This is a genomic window from Lentzea chajnantorensis (assembly GCF_054300775.1).
The window spans coordinates 599,621-614,778 of sequence record NZ_JBSDZT010000002.1; the positions used below are offsets into that span (position 1 = coordinate 599,621).

At 70.8% G+C, this 15,158-nt stretch carries 13 protein-coding genes and 1 pseudogene; 2 read left to right on the forward strand and 12 right to left on the reverse strand.

All coding sequences use genetic code 11. From position 1 onward, the window contains the following. Positions 1 to 174: 174 nt before the first annotated feature. The 4 genes and pseudogenes from ACVDFE_RS03485 to ACVDFE_RS03500 all read right to left on the reverse strand — a co-directional run bounded on the left by ACVDFE_RS03485 (position 175) and on the right by ACVDFE_RS03500 (position 3,384). Positions 175 to 1,070, reverse strand: a pseudogene (locus tag ACVDFE_RS03485) (molybdenum cofactor biosynthesis protein MoaE). Then, positions 1,067 to 1,540: a cyclic pyranopterin monophosphate synthase MoaC gene (gene moaC / locus ACVDFE_RS03490; RefSeq protein ID WP_458429557.1), complete on the reverse strand. Its 474-nt coding sequence runs from the start codon at positions 1,538 to 1,540 to the stop codon at positions 1,067 to 1,069. The pseudogene ACVDFE_RS03485 and the gene moaC overlap by 4 nt, the downstream one beginning before the upstream one ends. A 167-nt stretch (positions 1,541 to 1,707) precedes the next feature. Further along, entirely contained in the window at positions 1,708 to 3,090 is a 1,383-nt protein-coding gene (locus tag ACVDFE_RS03495; protein WP_360386624.1) for an NAD-dependent malic enzyme, read from the reverse strand. Positions 3,091 to 3,198: 108 nt separating this feature from the next. Next, positions 3,199 to 3,384, reverse strand: coding sequence for a hypothetical protein (locus ACVDFE_RS03500; protein ID WP_360385510.1), 186 nt, complete (start codon positions 3,382 to 3,384; stop codon positions 3,199 to 3,201). An 85-nt stretch (positions 3,385 to 3,469) separates the two neighbouring features. Between ACVDFE_RS03500 and ACVDFE_RS03505 the strand changes: the two genes are divergently transcribed. Continuing rightward, a complete protein-coding gene (locus tag ACVDFE_RS03505; RefSeq protein WP_458429558.1) occupies positions 3,470 to 5,722 on the forward strand; it encodes a helicase-associated domain-containing protein in 2,253 nt (750 codons plus the stop codon). Positions 5,723 to 5,803: 81 nt separating this feature from the next. On the opposite strand, the gene ACVDFE_RS03510 is transcribed toward ACVDFE_RS03505, so the two are convergent. The 4 genes from ACVDFE_RS03510 to ACVDFE_RS03525 are packed head-to-tail and all read right to left on the reverse strand — an operon-like array spanning position 5,804 to position 10,922. Continuing rightward, complete coding sequence (locus ACVDFE_RS03510) at positions 5,804 to 6,409, reverse strand: GTP-binding protein (RefSeq protein ID WP_030470877.1); 606 nt, start codon at positions 6,407 to 6,409, stop codon at positions 5,804 to 5,806. Then, positions 6,390 to 7,163: a DUF742 domain-containing protein gene (locus tag ACVDFE_RS03515; protein WP_360385506.1), complete on the reverse strand. Its 774-nt coding sequence runs from the start codon at positions 7,161 to 7,163 to the stop codon at positions 6,390 to 6,392. The genes ACVDFE_RS03510 and ACVDFE_RS03515 overlap by 20 nt, the downstream gene beginning before the upstream one ends. Before the next feature lie 30 nt (positions 7,164 to 7,193). Further along, positions 7,194 to 7,613 (reverse strand): roadblock/LC7 domain-containing protein, encoded by a 420-nt coding sequence (locus tag ACVDFE_RS03520; RefSeq protein ID WP_030470879.1) that lies wholly within the window; start codon positions 7,611 to 7,613, stop codon positions 7,194 to 7,196. 30 nt (positions 7,614 to 7,643) lie between these two features. Beyond that, positions 7,644 to 10,922, reverse strand: coding sequence for a sensor histidine kinase (locus ACVDFE_RS03525; RefSeq protein ID WP_458429559.1), 3,279 nt, complete (start codon positions 10,920 to 10,922; stop codon positions 7,644 to 7,646). A 544-nt stretch (positions 10,923 to 11,466) separates the two neighbouring features. Between ACVDFE_RS03525 and ACVDFE_RS03530 the strand changes: the two genes are divergently transcribed. Beyond that, positions 11,467 to 12,414: an ABC transporter substrate-binding protein gene (locus ACVDFE_RS03530; RefSeq protein ID WP_360385502.1), complete on the forward strand. Its 948-nt coding sequence runs from the start codon at positions 11,467 to 11,469 to the stop codon at positions 12,412 to 12,414. Positions 12,415 to 12,472: 58 nt separating this feature from the next. Here the strand turns inward: ACVDFE_RS03530 and ACVDFE_RS03535 are convergent, their stop codons facing one another. The 4 genes from ACVDFE_RS03535 to ACVDFE_RS03550 form a co-directional block, all read right to left on the reverse strand. Then, a complete protein-coding gene (locus ACVDFE_RS03535) occupies positions 12,473 to 13,273 on the reverse strand; it encodes an LppU/SCO3897 family protein (RefSeq protein WP_458429560.1) in 801 nt (266 codons plus the stop codon). A gap of 85 nt (positions 13,274 to 13,358) precedes the next feature. Beyond that, positions 13,359 to 13,892, reverse strand: coding sequence for an LppU/SCO3897 family protein (locus ACVDFE_RS03540; protein WP_360385498.1), 534 nt, complete (start codon positions 13,890 to 13,892; stop codon positions 13,359 to 13,361). A gap of 108 nt (positions 13,893 to 14,000) precedes the next feature. Beyond that, a complete protein-coding gene (locus ACVDFE_RS03545) occupies positions 14,001 to 14,480 on the reverse strand; it encodes an LppU/SCO3897 family protein (RefSeq protein ID WP_360385496.1) in 480 nt (159 codons plus the stop codon). A 42-nt stretch (positions 14,481 to 14,522) separates the two neighbouring features. Further along, on the reverse strand, positions 14,523 to 15,104 hold the full coding sequence (locus ACVDFE_RS03550) for an LppU/SCO3897 family protein (RefSeq protein WP_458429561.1): 582 nt from the start codon (positions 15,102 to 15,104) through the stop codon (positions 14,523 to 14,525). Positions 15,105 to 15,158: the final 54 nt, after the last annotated feature.

Below are 15,158 nucleotides of genomic sequence, written 5' to 3' on the forward strand. Positions count from 1 at the left end.
GGCGAGAGACGCCTCGCTCGGCTCCGGCGGCCTCGCCCACCACACTCCGAGCGGCAGCCGCGCCCATCCCGCCGACCGCGCCCGAGCGGCAGCCTCGCTCGGCCCCGGCAGCCTCATTGCGAGCGCCGACCGCCCTCCGAGCGGCTCACGTGCGTTGCGGAAATCTGCACCCGATCAGGGGCAGTTGACCCACTCATCGGTGTTGTCCGAGAACACCTGCCGCTTCCACACCGGCAACCGCGCCTTGACCTCGTCCACGAGGTCCGCGCACAGCGAGAAGGCCTCCTTGCGGTGCTCCGCCGCCACAGCGCACGCGAGGGCCACGTCGCCGATCTTCAGCGGCCCGACCCGGTGGGAGACGGCGATGCCGTGGACGCCCTCGTAGCGATCCGCCAGTGACGCGACGACCTCGGCGACCACGTCCGCGGCGGACGGGTGGGAGTGGTACTCCAGCTCCAGGACGGAGCGGCCGCCGTCGTGGTCGCGGACCACGCCGGAGAAGGTGACGACCGCACCGGCGCGGTCGGAGGTCACCAGGGCGGCGTGTTCCTCCACCGACAGCGGTTCCTCGGTCACGGTGGCTCGCAGCACGACGCTCATCTGTGGTCTCCTCCGCGGAGTTGGTCCAGGGCGTGGTCGACGACCTCGGCGAGGACCTCCAGGCCGTCGCGGACGCCGCCGGTGGAGCCGGGCAGGTTGACGACCAGGGTGCGGCCGGCGACCCCGGCCACCCCGCGGGACAGGACCGAGCCGGGGACCTCCGGCCAGCCCGCCATGCGGATGGCGTCGGCCAGGCCCGGGATCTCGTGGTCGAGGACCGCGCGGGTGGCCTCCGGGGTGCGGTCGGTGGGGTTGATGCCGGTGCCGCCGGTCGTGATGACGAGGTCGGCGCCGTCGGCCACGGCCGCGGCCAGGGCGTCGCGGACCGGGTCGCCGTCCGGGACGACCACCGGGTCACCGGCGGTGAAACCGCGGTCGGTGAGCCAGGCGGTGATCAGGGGGCCGCTGCGGTCGGCGTAGACGCCGGCGGCCGCCCGGTTCGAGGCGGTGATGACCACTGCTTTCCTCACGGGCGCTCCCACAGGCCGGTCTTGCCGCCTTCCTTGCGTTCCACCCGGACCGCGTTCATGGTCGCGGCCGGGTCCACGGACTTCACCATGTCGTGCAGGGTCAGGCCGGCCACCGAGACCGCGGTCAGCGCTTCCATCTCCACGCCGGTGCGGTCGGTGGTGCGGACCGTGGCGGTGATGAGGACCGAGGTGTCGGCCAGCGCCAGGTCCACCGCCACGGACGACAGGGCGATCGGGTGGCACAGCGGAACGAGCTCCGAGGTGCGCTTCGCGGCCATGATGCCGGCGATGCGGGCGGTGGCCAGCGCGTCGCCCTTGGGGAGGCCGTCCGCGCCCAGCAGTGCCACCACCTCGGCGGTCGTCTGCAGCACGCCCGTGGCCACGGCCGTGCGGGTGGTCTGCTCCTTGCCGGAGACGTCGACCATGCGGGCCGCGCCGTGGGAGTCCAGGTGGGTGAACTGCTTGGTCATACCGCGATCGTAAGCCCGCACGAAGTGCGCGCCCCCTGCCCAAGGCCCCTCCGCCCGCCCCGCCCCGCCCGCCCCGCCCGCCCCGCCCGGTCCGCCGGGCACGCGGGGGCCCCGCGTGCCCCAGAGGGGAACGTAGGACTCCCGCGTGACCGGAAAGAGGGGCGGGATCAGGCGTTGGCGGCCTTGCGGACGGCTTCGGCCACCGCGGGGGCCACGGTGTTGTCGAAGACCGACGGGACGATGAACGACGCGTTCAGGCGGTCGCCGTCGACCACGTCGGCGATGGCCTGGGCGGCGGCCAGCAGCATCGCGTCGGTGATGGTCTTCGCGTGGGCGTCGAGCAGGCCGCGGAAGACGCCGGGGAACGCCAGGACGTTGTTGATCTGGTTCGGGAAGTCCGAGCGACCGGTCGCGACGACGGCGGCGTGCTGCTGGGCCTCCATCGGGTCGATCTCCGGGTCCGGGTTGGCCAGCGCGAACACGATGGCGTCCTTGGCCATCGTCGCGACCTGGTCGGCGCCGAAGAGGTTCGGGGCCGACACGCCGATGAACACGTCCGAGCCGACCAGCGCGTCGTGCAGGCGGCCGGACTGGTTGCCCTTGTTCGTCGAGGCGGCGATGGACTTCAGGTTCGCGTCCAGGCCGGGGCGGTCGCGGTGCACGATGCCGTCGACGTCCACGGCGATGATGTCGCCGGGCTCCTGCGCGAGCAGCAGGCGGATGATCGCCGACCCGGCCGCGCCGACGCCGCAGACGGTGATGCGGCAGTCCTTGATGTCCTTGTTCACCACGCGCAGGGCGTTGCGCAGCGCGGCGACGACCACGATCGCGGTGCCGTGCTGGTCGTCGTGGAAGACCGGGATGTCGAGCTTCTCGCGCAGCCGGGCCTCGATCTCGAAGCAGCGCGGCGCGGAGATGTCCTCGAGGTTGATGCCACCGTACACGGGGGCGATGAGCTCGACCGCGCGGATGATCTCCTCGGTGTCCTGGGTGTCCAGGCAGACCGGCCACGCGTCGACGCCGGCGAACTTCTTGAACAGCGCGGCCTTGCCCTCCATCACGGGCAGGGCGGCGGCGGGGCCGAGGTTGCCCAGGCCCAGCACGGCGGAGCCGTCGGTGACCACGGCGACGGTGTTGCGCTTGATGGTCAGGCGGCGCGCGTCGTCCGGGTTCTTCGCGATCGCCTCGCACACGCGGGCCACGCCGGGGGTGTACGCGCGGGACAGGTCGTCGCGGTTGCGCAGCGGGACCTTCGACGAGATCTCGATCTTGCCACCGAGGTGCACGAGGAACGTGCGGTCCGACACCTTGCGGACGACGATGCCGGGCAACGTCTCCAGCGTGTCGGTGATGTCCTTGGCGTGGTTGGCCGACAGGGCGTTGCAGGTGAGGTCGATGACGACGCGGTCGTTGTGCGACTCCACGACGTCGAACGCCGTGATGACGCCGCCCGCGCGGCCGACGGCCGAGGTGAGGTCACCCGCGGCGCTCGCTGACGGCGGCGCCTCCAGTCGAACGGTGATCGAGTAACCAGGGCCGGGGACCGGCATCGTCATTCCTCCCACGAAGTGCTGCTCAAGCGGGAAACGAGCCTATCCCCGGCCCCTTTGCGGTACTCACCCGACTCGGCGAGTTTTAAGACCGGTCTGACAATCCACTCAGGACTTGTTGATCTCGGTCACCGGGTGCGTGTACGGGAGGTCCTCGACCGGCAGCGGGAACGTGACCGTGCCGAACGGCGACAGCGCGCCCTGCAGGTCGCTGGTCAGCTCGGTGACGGGGTGACCGCCTTCCGGGCCCTCCGGCCAGTGCGGGTCGACCCGTTCAGGGCGTCCTTTCGCCACGTTCTCCTCCTCGGTGGTGCCAGATGACGCCACAAGTGTGACAGAGGACGAGGAGATCTCCAGCGGCCCATATACCGTGGTGAGAATGTCCGGCATCACTCTGGCCGACTGGCTGCGCGGCCAGGACGACAACGCGCTCGTCGCACTGCTGCGCGCCCGTCCCGACCTGGCAACGCCCCCACCAGCCGACATGTCCGTGCTCGCGACGAGGGTCGGCACCAGGGCGTCGATCGCGCGCGCCTGCGAGGACCTCGACACGTTCACGCTCGCGGTGCTGGAGGGCCTGGTCGTCGTGGGCGCGGACACGGCGCCCGTGGCGTTGCCCACACTCGCGGGGGTGCTCGGGCCGGACGTGAAGCCGAAGCCGCTCAAGCAGGCGCTCGCCCGGCTGCGGTCGCTGGCGCTGGTCTGGGGCGACGACGAGGCGCTGTCGCTGCCCCCGGTCACGCGGGAGGCGTTCGGCACGTACCCGGCGGGGCTCGGCCGGGCCACCGGGCAGACCTACGACCTGGACGGCATCACCGAGGGCGAGCAGCGGGTGCTGCAGAAGCTCGCCGCCGGTCCGCCCATCGGCGACACGAAGGACGCGTCACGGGTCGTGCCGCTGGAGAAGGCGGAGACACCGGTCCAGCGGCTGCTCGCCCGCGGCCTGCTGCTGCGCCGCGACCCCGGCACGGTGGAGCTGCCCCGCGAGATCGCGCTGCGGCTGCGCGGCGACCGTCCACTCGGGCCGGTCCAGGTGACCGAGCCGAAGCCGCGCACCGGCACCGTCGCCCCGGCGAACGTCGACGCCACCGGCGGCGGTGAGGCGCTGGAGCTCGTGCGGCACGTCGAGAACCTGCTCGCGAGCTGGTCGGTCGAACCGCCCGCGGTGCTGCGCACGGGTGGGCTGGGCGTGCGGGACCTGCGCAGGGCCGCCAAGGACCTGGGTGTCGACGAACAGCGCGCCGCCCTGCTGATCGAGCTGGTGGTCGGCGCCGACCTGGCCGCGAACACCGAGTCCACCGAACCGGAGTGGGTGCCGACGACCAAGGCCGACGTGTGGCTCGCGGCGACCACCGAGGTCCGCTGGGCCACGCTCGCGCACGCCTGGCTGGAGCTGCCGCGGCTGCCCGCGCTCGTCGGCCGCCGCGACGAGAAGGACAAGCTCTTCACCCCGCTCGCCGACGAGATCCGCCGCGCCCAGGCGCCCCGCGACCGCCGCTGGGTGCTCGACAGCCTCGCCGCGCTGCCGAAGGGCACCGCGATCGGCGGTGCCGCGGAGCTCGCCGCGCTGCTCGCCTGGCGGGCGCCGCGCCGGGGCGGACGGCAACGCGACGAGCTGGTGCGCTGGACCGTCGAGGAGGGCACCGCCGTGGGCGTGCTCGCGCTCGGTGCGGTCACCAGTGCGGGCCGCGTGCTGCTCGACGAGGGCGCCGGGCCCGCAGCGAAGGCGCTCGCCGAGGCGTTGCCGGACCCGCTCGACCACGTGCTGGTGCAGGCCGACCTCACCGTGGTCGCGCCCGGCCGGCTCGAACCGGAGCTGGCCGACGAGCTGGCCCTGGTCGCGGACGTCGAGTCGGCGGGCAGCGCCACTGTCTACCGGATCAGCGAGACCACGGTCCGCCGCGCGCTCGACGCGGGCCGCACCGCCGACGACCTGCACGAGCTGTTCAAGCTCCGCTCGCGCACCCCGGTGCCGCAGTCGCTGACCTACCTGGTCGACGACGCCGCGCGCCGGCACGGGCGGCTGCGCGGCGGTGCCGCGGGGTCGTTCCTGCGCTGCGACGACCCGGTGCTGGTCAGCGAGGTCCTGGCGCACCCGGAGGCGGGGAGGCTTGAGCTGCGCCGGATCGCACCGACCGTGCTCGTGAGCCCGCTGCCGCTGGCGGACGTGCTGGACGGGCTGCGCTCGGCCGGGTTCTCCCCGGCGGCGGAGGGCCCCGACGGGCAGGTGCTGGACCTGCGGCCGGGTGGACGGCGCACCACGCCGAGGCAGCGTTCGGCGCGCAAACCGGCGACACCGGCCGTCCCCGCCGACGAACGGCTGGGCGAGCTCGTGAAGCTGGTCCGCGCCGGTGACCGCGCGGCGGCGACGCCACGGGGTCAGCGCGTCGCCGTTCCCGGGAACCTGGGTGCCGGGCCGTCGGCGACGCTGTCGTTGCTGCAGGAGGCGGCACGGGCGCGGCGCAGCGTGCTGGTCGGGTTCGTCGACTCGCACGGCACGGCGGCGCAGCGCGTGATCGAACCGCACGTCGTCGGCGGCGGCGTGCTGGAGGGCTACGACCACAGCTACGGCGAGGTGCTCCGGTTCCCCCTGCACCGCGTCACGTCCGCCGCCCTGGTGGACGAGGACTGACTGACCCCGGACACGACGACGAGGCGAGCGCCGCACCCGGAGGTGGGGCCCGCCTCGTTCGAGTCGTTCAGGCTGCGGGGATCAGCCGGCGCGGACGGACATCCACTGGCGCATCGCGTGCTCCACCAGCGTGATGAGCGTCTGCTTGGTCGACTGCCGGTTCCGCGCGTCGCACGTCACGATCGGCACCGACTCGTCGATCGTCAACGCCTCGCGCACGTCCTCCAGCCTGTGGTGCAGGAGGCCGTCGAAGCAGTTGACGCCCACGACGTACGGCAGCTGCCGGTCGTCGAAGAAGTCGATCGAGGCGAACGCGTCCGCGAGCCTGCGGGTGTCGACCAGCACGATGGCGCCGATGGCACCCCGCACCAGGTCGTCCCACATGAACCAGAACCGGTGCTGACCCGGTGTACCGAAGAGGTACAGGATCAGGTCGCTGTCGAGCGACACGCGGCCGAAGTCCATCGCGACCGTCGTGGTGACCTTGTTCGGCGTGGCGGAGAGGTCGTCCACCCCCGCGCTGGCCTCGGTCATCACCGCCTCGGTGGTCAACGGGACGATCTCGGACACCGAGCCGACGAACGTCGTCTTGCCAACACCGAAGCCACCCGCCACGACGATCTTGGCGGACGTAGTCGGCTTCCGTGCGCCCTCGGCGCCCTGGGGACTAGAGCCTGCGAAGCCCACTGAGCACCCTCTCCAGGAATTCCATGGAAGGCCGGTCCCCCACGACCAGACCGCCCTGGTGAATCAAAACCAATCCCATGCTTGCCATGTCGCCGATCAACACCCGCACGACGCCAAGAGGCAAGCGTAGGAGTGCCGCGACCTCGGCCACCGACCGCGTGTCCACACACAGCCCGCAGATCGACCTGTGCTCGGGAAGTACTGCGGCATCCCGTTCGAGGCCACGCTCGCTGGTCGAGATCAGCGCCTCGATCGCGAGGTCGTAGTCGGGTCGTGTGCGTCCACCGGTGCGCGTGTAAGGCCGCACCAGTGAACCCGAGTCCGCAGACGCATTCTCCTCCGGCCGCACAGCGGGCTGTGCACCGGTGCTGTACGCCGGTTGTGCGCCGGTGCTGTACACCGGCTGCGGCCCGGTGGTGTACGGCAGCTGTTCGGGCACCGCTTCCGGCATCTCGTGCTGGCCGAACAGGTCCGCGCCGGGGCCACCGAACAACCCGGTGCCGTACCCGCCGTCTATGTCGAACCGGTTCGGCACGTCGTCGTACGGGTACGACGACGAGTCATCCACCTCACGCTGAGACATATCGCCTAGCCCTTGCCCTGTAACCCGCTCATCGTGGGGTGCGTCCTCGGCTTCCTCTGGGTCTGGGGGAGGCGCGTCGGGCTCCTCGAACTGAAAGCCACCAGCCGCCCACTCCTGGTAGTTGAAGTTCCTACCCAAGCGGCGACCACCGGCGCCAGGTCTCCGAGCCATCTCATCTCACCCCTGTACTACCAGTGAGGTCTAGCGGCGGACCACACCCTGGAGCTGCGCGCGCAGCTCCGGGGTGAGTTGTTGACCGACTCTCTCGACCAAAAGCGTCATCTCGTAGGCCACGAGGCCGATGTCGCAGTTGGGTGCCGCCAGGACGGCAAGGCATGAGCCGTCACTGATCGACATGAGGAACAGGTATCCCCGCTCCATCTCGACGACGGTCTGGTTGACCCCGCCTGCCTCGAAGCAGCGGGCAGCACCCTGTGTGAGGCTGACCAGCCCGGACGCGACGGCGGAGAGCTGCTCTGCACGGTCCCGGGGCAGCCCCTGGGACCCCGCGAGCAACAGCCCGTCCGCGGACACCACGACGGAATGTGCCACGCCGGGCACCCTCCGCACGAAGTCGGTGATAAGCCAACCAAAGCTGCCTGGCTGCGCTGCGGTCGTCACTCCTGCTCCTCGTTCTGCCGGCTCGACTGGTCACCAGCGTATGCCTCGATCAATGCGTGCCGGCCTCGCCGGACACCACTTTGCAGGCTCGACATGCGCCCGCGCACCGCATCGGCGGAACGGGGCGGCAGCGGCGGGCGCTGCGCTGTCTGTGACACGGCCTGCGGCGTGGGTGCCGCAGATCCTGGCACGAGCTGAGCCTTCGGTGTCCGTTTCGGCAATCCTGCCGCTGTCTTCGACTCCGGCGTCTTGTTCAACAACGCCTGAGCCGCCTGCCATCCCTCGTCGGCAGGCGACTGCCAAGCCGACTCGGAAGTGGGTACCGCCGCTGGAGTCTCCTCCACAACGGGCTCCGGTTCCACAACTCGCTCCTGCTCGGCGGGGGCGACTACTGCTTCCTCGACCGGCGGCTGCACCTTCGCGCGCGGTTTGCGCACGGGCAGACCGGCTGCCGACGTGGTGGTGGGTGCCACCGCCGGGACGGGCTTGCGGGTACGGGTCGGGAGGCTCCGGTTCCGGTCCGTCCGAGAGAGGCGGGGTCGTCGGCGGCTCGTCGATGTACTCGACGCCGCCGGCGCTGGAGCCGTTGAGCTTCGCCTCGACCTTGCCCGCGGGTGCCGCGGGCCCGCCGGCCGCCGCGGGCGGAACCGGCTGGGCGGTGGACGCCGACGTCTCGCTGCCGATGGCCTGGAACCACTGCGAGAGGACCGCCTCGTAGATCGGCAGCCGCTCGGTCGGGGCGTCCAGGTCGTGCTCGATCGCCCTGCGCGACGGCTCCGAGGTGCCGTTGCGGTGCGCGAGCTCGGGCTCGACGGGGGCGCGGGAGACGCCGTTGGTCGACGGCGGCTCGTCCACCGGCGGGATCGGGACGAACTGCGTCGTCTCGTAGCCCGGCTCGAAGGAGATCTCGCCGTCTTCCTCGTCGCGGTCCTCGTAGGCCGTGAAGAGCGTCGGCTCGCCGAACGAGCCCTCCGGCTCCACCGCGGCGAGCTGGTCGCGGCGCCAGCGCTCCGACGGCGTGACGTCCTCCGCGGGGGGCGGGTCCTGGTAGACCGGCACCGCCGTGGCGCCCGCACCGGTGTCGGTGAGCGAGCTGGGCACGAAGCTGACCGGGATGCTCGGGCTCGAGTCATCGATGCGCGGCACGGCCCCGGTGGCACCGCCGAACGCACCCGCGATGCCGCTGGCCCTGCTGGCCGTGGTCGTCGTGGCGGGGGCCGGGGTGTGGCCGAAGTCGGTCGGACCGGTGTGGGCCGTGCCGCCGAACTCGGTGGTGAGCTCCGCCTGCGGCTGCATGCCGAACGCGGAGGCGAGGCCACCGGAGCCCGACGGCGGGGCGGCGGGCATCGGCTGACCCGGCGTCGCGATGAGCGTCTCCGGCACGATCACGAGCGCGGTCGTGCCGCCCTCGATGTCCTCGTTGCCGCGCAGGCGGACCTTGATGTCGTGGCGCTTGGCGAGCCGCGCGACCACGTACAGGCCCATCCGGCGGGAGACGGCGACGTCGACGTCCGGAGGGTCCGCCAGGCGCTCGTTCGCGTCGATGATCTCCTGGTCGCCCATGCCGACGCCGCGGTCCTGGATCTCGATCGCCAGCTCGCCCTTGCGGGTCTTCGCCGTGCGGACGGTGACCTTGGTGACCGGGTCGGAGAACGCCGTGGCGTTGTCCAGCAGCTCGGCGATGAGGTGCACGAGGTCGTTGACCGCGCGGCCCTGGACCGTGAGGTCCGGGGTCTGGCCGACCTGCACGCGGGCGTACTGCTCGACCTCGGAGACCGCCGCACCGAGCACCTCGGCCGCGGGGACCGGGCGGGTGAGCCGCCGCGAGAGGTCGGTGCCCGAGAGGACCAGCAGGTTCTCCGAGTTGCGCCGCATGCGGGTGGCGAGGTGGTCGAGCTCGAACAGCGAGGCCAGCTGGTCGGGGTCCTGCTCGTCCTGCTCCAGCCGGTCGATCAGGTTCAGCTGGCGCTCGACCAGGGCCTGAGAGCGGCGGGAGAGGTTGACGAACATCGCGTTGACGTTGTCGCGCAGGAGGGCCTGCTGGGCGGCCAGCCGCACCGCTTCACCGTGCACCGCGTCGAACGCGCGCGCCACCTGGCCGACCTCTTCACGGGTGTGCACCGGCACCGGCTCGACGGCGGTCTTCGCCGCGTTCTCCGGGTTCGGGTCGGCGAGGATGCGCTCGACCGCGTCGGGGAGCCCGTGGTCGGCGACGTCGAGGGCGGTGCGGCGCAGCGTGCGCAGCGGGCTGAGGATCGAGCGGGCGACGAACAACGCCATCAGCAGTGCGAGCGCGAGGACCGCCAGCACGACGCCGGACTCGACGTAGGCACGGGTGCGTGCGGCGCCCGTGAGCTCGTCGGTCCGGTCCTGCAGCTGTTCGAGGAGCAGGTTCTCGACGTCGCGGGTCAGGTTGACCGTCAGCGTGGCGGCGATGTCCCACTTCTCCGACGTCAGCGTCGTGAAGTCCTTGGTGCCGGCCTGCTGGTTGATGGCCGATTCCTGCATGTCGTTCGCGGTGTCGACGATCAGGCCGGTGACGGTGTCGTCGTAGATCTTGGCCTGCTCCGGCGTCGCCGCCTTGCGGAAGTCGTTGCGGGCGGCTTCGAGCTCGGCGTCCGCGGCCTGCAGGGAGCGCAGCTGGGACGGCGTGAACGCCTTGCGCTGGAAGACGTCGAGGAGGATGGCCCGCTTGAGCGACTCCTGCTCCTTGATGCGCGCGATGGCGTTCGTCGTCAGGTGCAGGCGCACCAGCTCGGGGTCGTTGATCTCGGAGATCGTCTGCTCACCGAGGCTGATCAGCGTCTCGATGGACTCCGAGTACGTCCGCTGGACGGCTTCGGCGGGGTAGAGCGTCTCCCGCACCGAGTTGCGGAGGCTGTTGAGGCGGTCGAGCTGCTTGAAGGCGACCTGGAAGCGCTCGACGGCGGCCGGGTTCATGTCGGAGCCGAGCTCCGAGATCCGGTTGTTGAACGTCTGGCTGGTGTCGTTCACCCTGCGGAGCTGGCGGTCCAGGACGACCCGGTCGAGCTTCCTGTTCGAGGCGACGTAGCTGACCGAGAGGTCGCGCTCGCGCTGGAGCTGCTGCACCAGGTCGGCGACCGCCGTCTCGAGGCGGATCTGGTTCGCGAGGTTGTTGAACTCCGTCGCGTCCTGGAGGTCTGTGCGGACGCGCAAGCCACCCAGGGCGAGCGCACAGATCGTCGGGATGAGCAGGACGGCGAGCAGCTTCGTGCGCAGCCGCCAGTTGCGCAGGCGCCAGCCCGCGGATCGGGCAGGTCCGGGGCCGGTTCCGACGTCCCGCTTCACCACGGCGGGTGTCGCAGTCAGCAGGCCGTCACCCTGTGCAGCCAGTCCGTCACCCGATTCGGGCCTTTCGGAGCGTGTGGTGTCACCCACGCCAAACTGGCTGGGACCTCTCTCACGTCGGGCCACTCTGGGCTTCCTCTTCCAGCAGCAGTGTCCCGGTCTCTCCCCAGGACCGAGCATGGACTCGTCAAACGGGCGGAATTGCAGCACAGAGGTCGTTCGCCCGCTGAGGCGCCCTACCCCGTCCACAGACACCCCGGTCTACACGACCTGTGCCACCCGGCCGGGAGCGTAATGGTCAGCCCCCGCTCGGGGGAAGTCTCCAGAAGCACTCACCGTGTCGAGACGGGGTGTCGTTTCATACGTTCAGGTGGTTAACATCCCCGGTTGTCGGCATGCCTCATGACCGTCCGAACGCCCTGTTGGGACTGCGGACGGCCGGCCTGTGGCGACACTCACTGATCAACTTGATGCTACTCAAGGCCAACCGGCGAGAGGTGCCATGGCTACCCGAGCCAACGCTCTGCGGCTTGTCGCAGTGCTCATGACATGCGTTCTGACCGCGAGCTGCAGCCTCTTCGGAAGTTCGTCGAGCGGCAGTGGCGCGGACCTGGAACGCACCGCGCTGCGCATCGGCGTCGCGCAGGTGGTCGACGTGGCCCCGCTGCGGATCGCGCTGACCGACAAGCTGTTCGAGAAGTACGGCCTGCAGGTCACGCTGGTCCCGCAGACCAACGAGTCCGAGGCCATCGGCCAGCTCGACACGACGCTCGACCTCACGTGGGCGACGCACGTCAGCTTCTTCTCGGCCGTCGCCTCGACCACGGAGAAGAACCGCGAGCTGCAGCTGCAGGGCGAGGCCTACCAGGCGGGCCCGAACTCGATGGCGCTGGTCACGCCCGCCAACTCGGACTACGACGACCCCGGCAAGCGGCCGTCGCCGATCATCGCGGTGAACAGCGAGACCGACATCGGCTCGCTGACCACGAAGGCCGTGCTCGGCACCGCCGCGGTCGAGCGGGGCAAGATCCAGTTCCGCCCGATGCCCTTCGGCGCGATGGAGGAGGCGCTGAAGTCGGGCAAGGTCGACGCGGCGTTCATGATCGAGCCGTTCATCACGAAGGCGCAGCGCAACATCGGCGCGAAGATCCTCACCGACACCGCGCGCGGCCCGACACTGGACTTCCCGATGTCCGGGTACGCGTCCACCAAGAAGTTCGCCGAGGCGAACCCGAAGACGCTCAAGGCGTTCCGCGAGGTGCTCCGCGAGGCGCAGCAGCGCGCGCAGGCCAACAAGCTGGCCGTGCAGGACTCGCTGACCACCTACGCCGACGTGGACGCGCCGACCGCGGCGCTCGTGTCGGTGGGCACGTTCCCGCTGTCGCTGAACCCCGTCCGGCTCCAGCGGGTGGCGGACATGATGGACACCGAGGACGTGCTGTCCGGTCGTCTGGACGTGCAGCAGCTGCTGCCACCGGGCACGATCAACTAGCGCTTCTCCCAGCGGCGGAGGGCGGGTCACCCCCGGTGACCCGCCCTCCGCCGTTCGGTCACTTCTCCGCGAGCGCGCTCAGGCAGTAGGTCAGGCCCGGCGCCGGCTCGGCGTAGGACACGGGCGTGCTCTCGCCGCAGTCCGCGGAGGCCTGCCTGACCACCTTGTCGACCTTGTAGGACTTCTGGGTCGAGTACCTGTTCTGCCCCTTGGAGCAGTCGATCGCCTTCGGACCCGCGAGGCTGATGCCCGCCATCGGGTCCTCGTAGCACCGGCCCTCTTCGAGCTTCTCCACCAGGCACAGCTTCAGCGTCTCCTTGCGCCGGCCGGACTGGTGGTAGGACGCGTACTCCTTGCTCGGGCACGCGTCGGAGGTGTCCTTCGAGGCCTTGGCGATGATGTAGTTCGCCTCGGGCGACCCGCAGTCGACCTTCTTGTAGTTCGGGCTGATCGTCGTGCCGGTCATGTTCGCGCAGTCGCCCGGCTTGGCCGACGGCTCGCTGCTGCCGAACACGCCGCGCAGCACCATGAACCCGCCGACCAGCACGAGCACCACGAACACGGCGCCGATGACCTTGCCCGCGGCACCGCCGGACTTGGGCGGCGGGGCGTACGGCATCGGCTGGCCGGGCATGCCGGGCGGCATCTGACCGGGCGGCGGGCCGTACGGACCGGGCTGCGCGTAGGGGCCGGCTCCGTAGCCCGGCGGCGGCTGCTGACCGTGGACGGGCTGGCCGTAGGGCTGCTGACCGTAGGGCTGCTGCTGCCCGTACGGCTGCTGGCCGTAGGGCTGCGGGGGCTGGCCGCCGGGAGGCGGGCCGTACGGGCCCGGCTGCTGCGGGTGGTGGGGCGTCGTCACTGGGTTCCTCTCCGACGGGGGCGCGCAAAAGGGAAACCGGAGCCGCGCGGTCGCGACTCCGGTCTCCCCGTGGTCCGGCCTGCTGCTACGCGGGCGTGCCGATGCAGTAGTTCAGCTTGGCCTCGGGGAAGGCGTAGGCCTTCTCCCCCTCCGCGCACTCCGGTGCGGCGGCGTCCTTGACCGCCTTGGTGACCTTGAACGTGGCGGTCTCCGCGCACCCGACGACCTTGGGGTTCACGTTGTCGCCGTCGTCGGCGTAGCAGGTGCCCTCGACGAGCACCGGCGCCAGGCACAGCTTGGTCTTGGGGCCGCGGCGCTGCGAGTGGCTGTACTCGACGTAGTCGCCCTTGCAGACCCCGGACACCTGGCCGACGACGTAGTTGGACTCGGCGGACGCGCAGTCGACCGCCTTGTAGTCCGGGTTGTTCGTCGTGCCGGTGATGTGGGCGCAGTCCCCCACCTTCGCCTGCGCGTCGTCGTTCGTGAAGTAGTTGAACGCGTAGATCGCGACGGCCGCGACGACCAGACCGACGACGTAACCGAGGATCTTCTTCAGAACGCTCGGCTTCTTCGCCTCGGGCTGCGGCCCTGCGATGGGCGCAACCTGCTCCGTGCTCATGTGCTGTTCTCTCGCTTCCGCTCAACCTCGGGCGGCCCGTGCCCCCCGACAAGGCCGGAGCAGAGGCTGCCAGGCGGAAGCGGACACCGCTGGCGCTTTGCGAAAACGTTACGGCTGCTTGTCGCCGCGTTCGAGGCAGAACGTCGTGGCGGGCTCCGGGAACACCGCCGCGCGCGCATCCCCGCAGGCAGAGCGGTCGGTCCTGCCGGTGAGCACCTTGACGACCCGGACCGAGTCCCTGGTGGCGCAGTCGACCTGGGCGATGCCGGTCTCGCGGTCCTGCCCGTAGCAGGCGCCCTCGTGGAAGTTGGGCATCAGGCAGAAGGTCGACTCGCCCGTGAACGTCGAGTAGTCCATGCCGCCGGACGGGCAGCTGTCGTCGTCGCGCGGCAGGATCTTGGCGATCTTGACGGTCGCGCCGCCCTCGTCGCACGCCAGCGCCTGGTAGACCGGGTCGTCCTGACCGCCGGAGATCCGCGCGCAGTCGCCGACGTGCGCGCTCGGGCCGGACTGGAGCTGGTCGACGACCAGCAGGCCGCCGAACGCGAGCAGGACGACGGCAGCGACACCCAGGCCGACCTTCTTCATGGCCTGGGTATCGGCAGCCGTCCGAGCCGGCTGATCACCGGATCAGGCGTTCTCGTGCACACCCATGCAGTAGACCGACGCGGGCTCGCTGAACCGCAGCTCGCTGGAGCCCTCCGGGCACACCGTGCCCTCCTCGGGCAGCCCGTCGACCTTCTTCACGATCTTCACCGGCGACTCGACGGTGCACGCCTCCTTCTTGAAGGCGCCGTCGTCGCTGGAGGTGTAGCAGTTGCCCTCGGCCAGGTTCGGCATGAGGCACAGCGAGTCCCCGCCCGACTTGACCGGCTCGTAGATGCCCTCGTCCGGGCACGGGTCGTCCGCGTTGCCCAGCACCTTCGCCACCTTGTGCGTGGCCTCCTGGTCGCCGCAGCCCTGCGAGCTGACGTTCCACTCGCCGTCCGGCTTGTCCACGTCCTGCGGCGACGCGCTCACGCAGTCGCCTGCGTTCAGGCCGCCCATCTGCGTGAACACGAACACGCCACCGCCGACCAGCACCACCGCCAGCACACCGACGATGACGAACTTCAGCCAGCTGTTCTTGCCCTTGGGCGACTCGTCGGACTCCGCCTCGGCCGCGGGTGGCTGCGCGGTGGGCTCGACGGGATCAGTCGACTCGGTGCTCATGCGCGAGAACGTACGACACGGGGTGTTGGCTCGGTGTGTCGGCTCACAGTTGCC